General features: G+C 68.8%; 2 protein-coding genes and 1 pseudogene. All 3 read right to left on the bottom strand.

The window, feature by feature from the left end; all coding sequences use genetic code 11:
- A pseudogene (locus ACWIHY_RS38695) lies at window positions 1-339 on the bottom strand (hypothetical protein); the annotation flags it as partial.
- Window positions 340-502: 163 nt separating this feature from the next.
- Window positions 503-838, bottom strand: a complete 336-nt coding sequence (locus ACWIHY_RS38690; protein WP_454381345.1) for a hypothetical protein — start codon at window positions 836-838, stop codon at window positions 503-505.
- Between the two features lie 162 nt (window positions 839-1,000).
- Window positions 1,001-1,246 (bottom strand): hypothetical protein, encoded by a 246-nt coding sequence (locus ACWIHY_RS38685; protein ID WP_454381344.1) that lies wholly within the window; start codon window positions 1,244-1,246, stop codon window positions 1,001-1,003.
- Window positions 1,247-1,381 lie beyond the last annotated feature (135 nt).

The raw sequence follows: 1,381 nt of genomic DNA, 5'->3' as shown, positions 1-1,381 counted from the left end.
GTTCTCCGGCCCGTTCTCCGGCCCGTTCTCCGGCCCGTTCTCCGGCCCGTACTGCGGCCCGGCCTCCGGCGCCTTCTCCGGCCCGTTCTCCGGCCCGGCCTCCGGCGCCTTCTCCGGCCCGGCCTCCGGCCCGGCCTCCGGCGCCTTCTGCGGCCCGGCCTGCTCGGCCTGCGGCTGAGCGTAGTAACCGCCCCCGAAGGCCACGGCGTTGGCCGACGAGTAGGCCACGGCGGTGACCGGCGTCGGCTCGCCCTCGCCGGCGAAGCTGACCCCGGCCCCGAAAGCGGACAGCCCGGCGACCGCCACGGCTACGACTGCAGCGCGCTGAAACTTACGCATGTTTGACCCTTTCTTACCCAGGCACGGCGCCTGGCTTGACTACTCAGTGTATTTATTCCACACATTTCGTCACATGTCGGGATCTGCACTGCGTCGTGTCGGCTTTGTTCGCCGTATCGCGTGTCAGGCGTCGCGCGGCCGGAAGGATCTGCCGCGCCCGGCCTCAGAGCAGGCCGAACGGCTGCCGCTCTCCGTCGGCCTCATCGGGCGCACCCGATGTGGTGGGGGAACAGGTCACCTGGGGCCCGAGCCGGATCGTCCCGCCCCCCGGGGAGCGATACGTCACGGGCTTCACCGGCATGCAGGTCTCCGTGTGGGGCATGACACCGCCCTCGGGGATCCGACCCTCGATCCGCTGCTGGCAGGTGACGTTGCCCAGGAGGTCGCGAGTGCAGGGTTGCGGGCCTTGCCCGGCATAGGCATGGGTGATGCTGGTACAGGCCATGGCGAGGACACCGGCGAGCACCGAGACAGCCGCGATCTTCTTCCTGCTGAACATGTGATGCACCTTCCTTGCGTTGGGGTGCCCGGCGCGCCCGGAACACCGGGCGCGCCGGGTTTCGTCTTCGACACTCAGGCAACCGGCCCGAGGAAGGGGCCCTTCGAGGCCGGCCCCGAAAGGTCCTGCGCCGGGCACCGGGCACGAATGACGCCGCAGGGCTCAGCGGGTGACCTTGCTGTTGTACTGGCCGCAGGCCGTGTCCAGGGTGCCGGCGAGACCGAGCACACCGATCGGGACATCGTTCTCGGCCACCGTCTGCGGACTGCACTCCTGGTAGGGGCGGTAGAGGTCATACACCCTCGGCCCGCGGTCGGAGGTGTCGGCGGCAGCGGTGCCCGCGCCGACGGCGGACAGACCGCCCGCCGCCGCCACTGCTGCGATCACGACCTGCTGAAGCTTGCGCATAAGACCCTCGGATTTTCGCTCGTACGTCGAGGCTGATTGCCTACCGTGACTGAACGAACACTAGCAGTAACCAGATTCGGTCTTCCACACCGACCACCCCCGCCAGGAACATCGACTCAACATCAAGCGGATGGA

The sequence above is a fragment of the Streptomyces sp. NPDC055287 genome (genome assembly GCF_053646035.1).
This window is presented reverse-complemented; position numbering and strand designations above follow the sequence as displayed.

Coding starts and splice junctions, on each gene's coding strand:
- ACWIHY_RS38690 (WP_454381345.1), bottom strand. CDS start 838: ATGTTCAGCAGGAAGAAGATCGCGGCTGTCTCGGTGCTCGCCGGTGTC.
- ACWIHY_RS38685 (WP_454381344.1), bottom strand. CDS start 1,246: ATGCGCAAGCTTCAGCAGGTCGTGATCGCAGCAGTGGCGGCGGCGGGC.